This window comes from Spirillospora albida (assembly GCF_000718255.1).
GTDB classification, from domain to species: domain Bacteria; phylum Actinomycetota; class Actinomycetes; order Streptosporangiales; family Streptosporangiaceae; genus Spirillospora; species Spirillospora albida.
The window spans coordinates 310797-319416 of sequence record NZ_JOFJ01000014.1 but is presented as its reverse complement, the minus strand read 5'-3'; the positions used below and the strand labels follow the sequence as shown (position 1 = coordinate 319416).

Sequence of the window (8620 nt, the reverse complement as noted above, 5' to 3'; positions counted from 1 at the left end):
CATCTGGCACAACTGGCTCATCGACGCCCCGGTCAAGCGATCACTGATCGCCTACGACCACTAACCAGAGCACTCAAAAACCCCCATCAACGATCTAGGTGTCGTCGAAGCTCTGCGGGACGATCACCCGCAGGGCGTTGGCGAGGATCTCGATGGTGACGGGCGTCCGGCCGCGGATCTCGCCGTCCACGTCGACCTGCAGCGGCGGGTCGGTCGCGATCTCGACGCGGGACGTGGTGCGGAACGCCCTCTCCCGCAGCGTCCGGCGCGGGCCGGTCAGGACGTGCCGCGCCGTCGCGGACAGGAGCCGCTGCCGCCGCTCGTCGCCGAGGCTGTAGACGGCGAGGAGCCGGTCGTCGGGGCTCGCGTCCCGGGCGATGCGCGTCCCGCTGTGGTGGGCGCCGTTCGCCACGTTGAGCTGGTGCGTCTGCACCCTCTCCGTCGCGCCGTCGATCGTGATCAGCGCGGTGAACGCCGGATGCCGGGGCAGCAGCCGCACGGCGGTCAGCGCGTACGCGGCCCGGCCGAGGACCCGCTTCAGGGCGTGCGGCACGTGCTCGGCGACATGGACCGACAGGCCGAGGCTCACCATGTTCGCGAAGACGTGCCCGCGCTCGCCGCCGCCCCGCGGGTCCCCGGTGCTCTCGAACCGGCCGAGGTCCACGTCCGCGACCTTGCCCTCGCCGAGCGTCCGGACGGCGCCAGCGAGGTCGAGCGGCAGCTCCAGGCTGCGGGCGAAGTTGTTGGTGGTGCCGAGCGGCAGGACGCCGAGCGCGATGTCGCGGTGCGCGAGATGCCCGACGGCCTCCGCGATCGTCCCGTCGCCGCCGCCGACGACGACGAGGTCCGGCTCCTCGGCCAGGACGTCGGCGAACAGCTCGGACAGCCCGGACGGATCGGTCACCGGGAACACCCGCACGAACGCGATCCCGGCATCGCGCAGCAGCCGCCGCGCCTCCCCGTAGAGCCGCCGCCCCCGCCGCGACCGAGCGTTGATCACCAGGACGGCGCGTCCGGTGTCCCGGATGCACCCCTCGAGCTCAGCCTTCGTCCGCACCGACCCCTCCTCAAGCCGCCGCCACCCTATAGGCCGGTCGTGAACCTGTATCCACCGGCAGGAAGCGACGAAACCTAAGCGGAACGGGACGTATCAATGATCACAGGGGGCGTTGCCCGCGTGCTCATGGGGTTCGGGGTCCGCGACGTGGCGGGGACCGTGGGCGTCGTCGCAGTGGCCCTCCTCCTCGGAGTGGTGGTCCACTTCCAGGGTGGTGTGGGTGATCCCGTACTCGGTGCGGAGGACGTCCTGGAGGTCGCGGCGGACGGCGTGGCAGTCGCCCTCCGAGTCGACCAGCACGTGGGCGGACAGGGCCGGGTAGCCGGAGCCCACCTCCCACACGTGGAGGTCGTGGATCTCCTCCACGCAGGGCCGCTCGGCCAGGCGGGCGCCCAGCTCGGACGGGTCGATGCCCGCCGGGGCGGCCTCCATCAGCACGCGCCCCGCGTCCCGGAGGAGGCCGTAACCGCTCTTCAGCATCAGGGCCGCGACCACAAGGGAGCCGATCGCGTCGGCGCGGTGGAAGCCGGCCGTCCAGACGAGCAGGCCCGCGATCGCGGTCGAGATGAACGCGTAGAGGTCGTTGAGGATGTGCTGGAACGCGCCCTCGACGTTCAGGCTCGACCGGTTCGCCTTGCCGATCAGCCAGGTGGCGGCCAGGTTGACGGCGATGCCCGCGAGGGACGTCCAGAACACGAGCCGGCCGTCGACCTCCGGCGGGGAGACCAGCCGCTGGACACCCTCGAACACGAAGAACGCGGCGAGGAGGATGAGGGTCAGCCCGTTGAGCTGGGCGGACAGGATCTCCGCGCGGCGCAGCCCGTAGGTGTAGCCGCCCTTGGGCGGGCGGGCGGCGATCCGCATCGCGATGAGGGCCAGGACGATCGCGAACGCGTCCGTCATCATGTGCGCGGCGTCGGAGATGAGGGCGAGCGACCGCGCCAGCAGGCCGATCACGACCTCGCCGGTCATGTAGACGAGGATCAGCGCGAGGGCGCCGCCCAGGTAGCGGCGGTCGGACTCCGCGGAGAGGCCGTGCCCGTGCCCATGGCCGTGCCCGTGGTCGCCGCTCATTCGGCGTCCTCCCCGTGGCCGATGTGGGCGAGCGCGAGGTCGAGCAGCATCCGGACGTGCGAGTCGTCCAGCCGGTAGTAGGCCATGCGGCCCGCGCGGCGGACCCGGACGACGCGGTTCGCGCGCAGCAGCCGCAGCGCGTGCGACACCGCCGACTCGGAGTTCCCGCAGGCCGCTGCGATGTCGCAGACGCACATCTCGCCGCCCTCGAGCAGCGCGGTGATCACCCGCAGCCGGCCGGGGTCGGACAGCAGCCCGAACACCTGGGCCAGTTCGCCGATGGTGTCGCCGTCCGGCAGGGCGGCGGAGACGACGGCGACCTTCTCGGCGTCGACGACCCGCACCGCGCACTCCTCGGCGATATCTGAAGCACTGCTCATATGAGCAAATGTATCGCACTCACGGCCGGTACGACGGCGGGGGCTCCGATCCGGGCGGGATCGGCCCACCGGTGGCGACGCCCTCGGTCCGCATCTGCGGCGACTCCGTGACGGGCGGCTCGGTCGCGAGGCCGGTCGGCCCGGCCGACTCGGTGGGCTCCGCCGGCTCCGCGGGACTCGTGCTGATCTCCGGCCCCGGAGGCGTGCTCGGATCGCCGGGCTCCGGCGTGCCCTGGCCGGAGTCGAGGGGCGACGGGGACCCGGGCGACGGGGACCCGGACGTCGGGGCCGTCTCCGTGACGGGCGGCGGTGTCCACGGGCCGTCGGCGTGGCCCTGCGTCGCCCGCGGCCGCTCGAACCCCCGGGTGGCGCCGGGATCCACGAGCACGAACGACGTCATCGTCCCTTTCCTGGAATCGCGCGGACGGATCTTCGTCACCTCGCGCTTGCGGAAATCCGGCCAGCTCCGGCCACGGTAGTTCGCGTTCCCTGTGGAGATCTTCGTGTCCGGCCGGGTCAAGGGATTGCCGCAATTGCACTTCACGGTCGGCACCCCGTAGCCATTGACCAGAACGCCCATTCCCGCCTGGAGCACGGCCGTCATTCGGGTCGCCCGGCCCTTCTCGTAGCCGTGGTTGGTCACCAGCGTGTCGGCGCGCAGCAGGACCGGCGTCAGCCGCGACACATACCGCGGGATGTCGTCCACCGGGATGCCCTGCACCTTCGCCCACGCCCTCGCCTTCTCCGGCTCGGCCCGCAGGAACGCGATCAGCCGCTCCCGGTCGCAGGTCCCCGCCCGCCGCGTCCCCCCGTACAGGCCCGGCGCGTCGCCGTCCCGCGTCCCGCCCGCCCGGGGCGTCCGCGTGACGTCCTGGCGGTCGGTGTTCGACATCAGCGTGTACGGCTCCGGGCCCGGCGACCCGACGGTCAGCCGCGTGATCGTCGCGCCCGCGTCCCCGCACGCGGTCAGCGTGCCCGCCGCCGTCCCGAGCGCGAGCAGCGCGGCCGCCGGGACGCGGTGACCCGCAATTCGTGAACAAATCTCAAACATCGCGTCCCCCGCTCCGGGATGGCCGAACCTATACTCTTTGATGCGGGCCGGTGCGCATTTGTGCCCGGTCGAATGCAAAATTCTCGGGAGCACCGCACGGGGGGGTGAAGGGTGAGCCCGCAACCGCTCACGGCCGCCGACCCGGTCCGGCTCGGCGGATGCGAGCTGCTCGGCCGGATCGGCGCCGGCGGGCAGGGGATCGTCTACCTGGGCCGGCCCCTCGACCCGGCGTCCGGGCTGCCGCCCCGCGTCGCGGTCAAGCTGCTGCACGGCCGGCTGCTCGCCGACGCGTCCGCGCGCGCCCGGTTCGTCCGGGAGCTGGCCCTCCTGCAGCGGGTCGCCGGGTTCTGCACCGCGCAGATGCTGGCCGCCGACACCGCGGGCGACCGCCCCTACATCGTCAGCGAGTACGTGCCCGGCAGGTCGCTGCGCGAACTCGTCCGGGACGAGGGGCCGCGCGCCGGAGCCGACCTCGACCGGCTCGCGATCGGCACCGTCACCGCGCTCACCGCCATCCACCGGGCCGGGATCGTGCACCGCGACTTCAAGCCGCAGAACGTTCTGATGGGCCCGGACGGCCCACGCGTGATCGACTTCGGCATCGCCCGCGCGTTCGACGCGGGCGCCACGATGACCAGCCAGCCCGTCGGCACCCCCGCCTACATGGCGCCCGAGCAGATCGCCGGGAGGACCGGACCGGCCACCGACCTGTTCGCGTGGGCGGGCACGCTGCTGTTCGCCGCCACGGGCCGGGACCCGTTCGCCGGCGGCGCCATCCCGGCCGTCATGTACCGGATCATGCACGAGACCCCCGACCTCGCCCCGCTGCCGCCCCGGCTGGCCGAGGTGGCCGCCGCCTGCCTCGCGAAGGACCCGGCCGCCCGCCCGACGTCCGAGGAGGCCCTGCTCTGGCTGATCGGCGAGCGCTCGCGGCACCCGACGTCCGCCTCCGAGCCCGCTGCCGAGTCCGCCTCCGGCCTCCCCACGGTCCCGGCCCCGGCCGCGCCGCCGGACGGCCGCCTCAGCCGTCCCGAGCCCGCCCCGGCCGACCACCTCGGCAGCCCCCCTGCACAGGATCGCCCCGGCGTCCCCGCCATGCCGGGCCCGCCCGACGGGCACGGCCCGACCCGCGTCCAGGACCGCCCCGGCCAGCACGGCACCGGTGCGCCCGGAGCGCCGCACGCCCCCGGCCGGGGCCGGGCCGGGCTCCGGCGGGGGCCGGCGGTGATCACCGGGCTGGTGCTCGCCGGGCTGCTCGCGGTGCTGGACGTGGCGGCGCTCGCGATCCTCATCGCCCGCCCCGACCTCAGCGAGGGGCATCGCGGGGGGCTGCTGCCGGTCGTCGCGGCCTCGTTCGCGGTCGTCGCGGTCGTCACGCTGGTCGCGGTGATCCTCGCGTGGAGGGGCAGCCGCGCCGCGGCGTGGACGGTGCTCGCCGCCCGCGTGGCCCGCGTCGCGATGTGGGGCGGATGGGCGATGCTCGTGACCGTCGAGCCGGCCGCGCTCGCCGGCCACGCCGCACTGTCGGCGCTGGTCGTGGTGCTGCTGGCGTACGGGCTGCGCGCCGCGCCGGGAGTCAGCGGACGCGCTCCGACCACTCCCTGAGGTCGCGGCGCTCGATCGCGGCGGCCATCAGATCGGGGAACGCGTCCGGGGTGCAGGCGAACACCGGCGCGCCGAGCGCGGCGAGCGCCGCCGCGGTCTCGCGGTCGTAGCCGGGCGTGCCCTCGTCCGACAGGGCGGGCAGGACGACCACCTGGACGCCCGCCGCCGTCAGCTCCCCGACCCGGCGCAGCAGGACGTCCCGCGGGCCGCCGTCGTACAGGTCGGTGATCAGCACGAGGATCGTGTCCGCCGGACGGGTGACCAGGCCGCGCGCGTACGCGACGGCCCGTCCGATGTCGGTGCCTCCGCCGAGTCGGGTGCCGAACAGCACCTCGACGGGGTCGTGCAGGTGACCGGTGAGGTCGGCGACGCCGGTGTCGAACACGACCAGGGACGTGCGCAGCGACCGCAGCGACGCCAGCGCCGCGCCGAACACCCCCGCGTACACGACCGACGCCGCCATCGAGCCGCTCTGGTCGACGCACAGGATCACGTCCCGCTCGGCGGCCCGGTCCCGCCGGCCGTGGCCGACGAGCCGCTCCGGGACGAGCGCGCCCCGCGCGGGCAGGTAGTGCCGCAGGTTCGCGCGGATCGTCCGGTCCCAGTCGACGTCGGCGGGGCGGCGCGGCCGGCGTCCGCGCGCCGACCGGTCCAGCGCCCCGCCGACCGCCGACCGGACCCGGCCCGCGAGCCGCCGCTCCAGCTCCCGGACGACCGTGCGCACCACCGCCCGCGCCGACTCCCGGGCGCGGTCCGGCAGGACCTTGTTCAGCGACAGCAGCGTTCCGACGAGGTGGACGTCGGGTTCGACGGCGTCCAGCATCTCCGGCTCCAGCAGCAGCCGGGTCAGGTCGAGACGCTCGATCGCGTCCCGCTGCATGACCTGCACGACGGTCGACGGGAAGTACTCCCGGACGTCGCCGAGCCAGCGCGCGACCGACGGTGCCGAGTCGCCGAGCCCGGCGCCGCGCCGCCCCGGCCGGGACCGCCCCGCGGCGCTCTCCCCGGCCCCGTACAGCCTCTCCAGCGCGGCGTCCATCCCGGCGTCGTCGCCGCCGAGCGCGACCCCGGTCCCGTCGGCCTGGCCGCCCCCGAGCACGAGGCGCCATCGCCGCATCCGGTCGCCGTCCGCCGGCGGCGTTCCCGCGCTCATCGGCGATCCTCCGATCGGGGACGCGCCGGCCTCCGGCCGGACTCGCGTGCGGTCATGAAGGCTCCTCCCAGCCGAGGATGTGCAGGACCGTCGCGGCGGCGGGTCCCGCGCGGGTCTCGTCCGGCTCGCCGCCGGCGGGGCGGGACGCGCCGCGCGGCTGTGCGCCCAGATGGCGGGCGCGTTCGCCGATCGAGCGGCGCTCCGCCGCGGTGAAGGCGCCGAAGGTGCGGCGCAGCAGCGGCAGGACGGCGGTGAACGCGTCGGCGGGGAGCGCGGCGATCCAGGCGTCCACCAGGCGGAGCAGCGTCTCGTCGTGGACCAGCAGGAGGCCGCCGCCGCCCAGGAATCCCTCCACCCAAGCGGCCGCGCGGGCGGGCGGCGTGCCGGTCGAGACGGCGCGCGCCATGCGGGACGGGACGTCATCGAGGCGGCCGGCGTCCAGGAGCAGGCGGGTCAGCCGCCCCTCCACCAGGCCCGGCAGCGCGTCCGGGCGCGCGAGCAGGTCGTCCAGGGTGCGGCGCCAGCGGTCCAGATGGGCCTCGTCGTCCAGGAGCGCCAGCGCGCCGTGCACGGCGTCGATCCGGGTGAGGACGCCGCGGGCGGCGTCGTCGTCCAGGCCGGACACGGCGGGCGGCAGGCCGACGCAGATCCGGACGACGAGCCCGTCGGCGACCGTCCGGAGGGGGGCGGCGGCCGTGCCGCGCGCGTCCCCGTACCGCAGCGGCCGGACGAGCGCGGGCAGCGCCGCCATCAGGTGCGCGACGTCGGTGTCCAGGGCGGCCCGGTCGGCGAGGGCCCGCATCACCGCGGGGAGCGCGTCGCCGAGGTCGGCGAGCAGGCACCGCTCGGCGAGGGATGTGAGGTCGGCGAGGGAGGAGGCGTCCGCGGCGAGCGCCTCCGCGCGGGCTGCCGCGGCGGCACCGACGGTGGTGCCCCACGCGCCCGCCTCGATCAGCTCGACGTCGAACTCGGGCCGCCACGCCAGCGTCCATGTCTCGCGGAACGTGCCCTTCGCCCGGCCGGAGTCGCCGGGGACGCCCCACGGGACGTCGAGGAGGCGGAGCCGGTGCAGGAGGCGGCTGCGCTCCCGGTCGGACGGCCTGCGCAGGTCGAGGTCGCGCTCGCGCCTCTCCGGGGCCGGCCGCAGGCGGAGGCGGCGCTGCTCGGCCTGGAGGTCGCGCTGCAGCGGGACCATCGGGGTCCGCTCCGGGACGGCGCCGATCCGCTCCCCGACGACCAGGCGGCGCCGGACCAGCTCGACCGGCTCGTCGGCGCCCTCGCACAGGACCGCGCGGACCGCCTCCGTCACCTCGTCCAGACCGGCGAGCGGGCGCCCGCGCAGCGCGGCCAGCGCCTCCGCGAGCCGCACCGCCTCGATGACGTGCGCGGACGAGACGTGCAGGTCCTCCGCGCGGAGCATCCGGGCGGCGGCGGTGAGCCACCGCTCGACCGGCCGGTCCGGCGCGGTGAACAGGTGGTGGTACCAGCCGGGGGACCGGACGCCCGCCCCGTACCCGGAGTCCTCGGCGAGCCGCCCGTGCGTCCACGGCACCCACGTGACCGCGACCCTGGTCTTCGGCAGGCCGCGCAGCGTCCGGTCGTCGTGCGCCGCCGGGACGGGGCTCCGCAGCGCCGGGACGTGCCACGCGCCGCACACCACGGCGATCCGGGCGAACCCGTCCTTGCGGGCCCGGCGCAGCGCCCGCCGCATGTGGGCCTCCCGCTGCTCCTCCCGCACGTTGCGCGGGCCCGGCCGCTCCCGCAGCGCCGCCATCGCCTCCGCGACGGCGGGGAACGGGGACGGGCCGTCCCCGCGGTGCTCGACGACGTCGTCCCACCAGCGCTCGGCGTCGCCGTACCCCGCCGCCCGCGCCAGCCACCCGAGCGGATCCGACCGGAGGTCCGGCCCGTCCCCGCCCGGCGGCCCGGTGCCGCGGGGGGCCGCCTCCTCGGGGTCGGCGGCGGGCGGGACGAACTGGTTCGCGGCCGGGAGGTCGCAGAAGCGGACGGCCGCGCCGGCCGCCAGCCCGTACCGGATCGCCTGCCATTCCGGGCTGAACTCGGCGAACGGCCAGAAGGCGGAGCGGCGGCCCGCGCCGCCCGCGCCGGGGGAGTACGCCAGCAGGGCGACCGGCGGGACCATGCCCGGGTCGGCGGCCAGGCCGATGATCGGGTCGGCCTCCGGCGGTCCCTCGATCAGGATCGCGTCCGGCTCGACGTCCTCCAGCGCGGTGCGCAGGGCCCGCGCGGATCCGGGACCGTGGTGGCGGACGCCGTAGAAGGTGACATCGCTCATCGGC

The 8620-nt window shown here is 75.7% G+C and carries 7 protein-coding genes; 1 reads left to right on the top strand and 6 read right to left on the bottom strand.

The annotated features are described in order from the left end of the window. Positions 1-94: 94 nt before the first annotated feature. The 4 genes from IE99_RS0119590 to IE99_RS0119575 all read right to left on the bottom strand — a co-directional run bounded on the left by IE99_RS0119590 (position 95) and on the right by IE99_RS0119575 (position 3562). Positions 95-1057: a diacylglycerol/lipid kinase family protein gene (locus tag IE99_RS0119590; protein ID WP_030172599.1), complete on the bottom strand. Its 963-nt coding sequence runs from the start codon at positions 1055-1057 to the stop codon at positions 95-97. Between the two features lie 93 nt (positions 1058-1150). After that, a complete protein-coding gene (locus IE99_RS0119585) occupies positions 1151-2131 on the bottom strand; it encodes a cation diffusion facilitator family transporter (RefSeq protein WP_030172596.1) in 981 nt (326 codons plus the stop codon). Next, on the bottom strand, positions 2128-2511 hold the full coding sequence (locus IE99_RS0119580) for an ArsR/SmtB family transcription factor (RefSeq protein WP_030172593.1): 384 nt from the start codon (positions 2509-2511) through the stop codon (positions 2128-2130). The genes IE99_RS0119585 and IE99_RS0119580 overlap by 4 nt, the downstream gene beginning before the upstream one ends. 19 nt (positions 2512-2530) lie before the next feature. Further along, positions 2531-3562 (bottom strand): DUF6777 domain-containing protein, encoded by a 1032-nt coding sequence (locus IE99_RS0119575; RefSeq protein ID WP_157610385.1) that lies wholly within the window; start codon positions 3560-3562, stop codon positions 2531-2533. A gap of 111 nt (positions 3563-3673) precedes the next feature. Between IE99_RS0119575 and IE99_RS32750 the strand changes: the two genes are divergently transcribed. After that, on the top strand, positions 3674-5167 hold the full coding sequence (locus IE99_RS32750; protein ID WP_051712781.1) for a serine/threonine-protein kinase: 1494 nt from the start codon (positions 3674-3676) through the stop codon (positions 5165-5167). Here the strand turns inward: IE99_RS32750 and IE99_RS0119565 are convergent. Further along, on the bottom strand, positions 5139-6320 hold the full coding sequence (locus IE99_RS0119565) for a VWA domain-containing protein (RefSeq protein WP_030172583.1): 1182 nt from the start codon (positions 6318-6320) through the stop codon (positions 5139-5141). The genes IE99_RS32750 and IE99_RS0119565 overlap by 29 nt on opposite strands. 52 nt (positions 6321-6372) lie before the next feature. After that, the gene (locus IE99_RS0119560) at positions 6373-8616 is read right to left on the bottom strand and encodes a DUF5682 family protein (protein ID WP_030172580.1); all 2244 of its coding nucleotides are present in this window, start codon (positions 8614-8616) and stop codon (positions 6373-6375) included. Between the last annotated feature and the right edge of the window lie 4 nt (positions 8617-8620).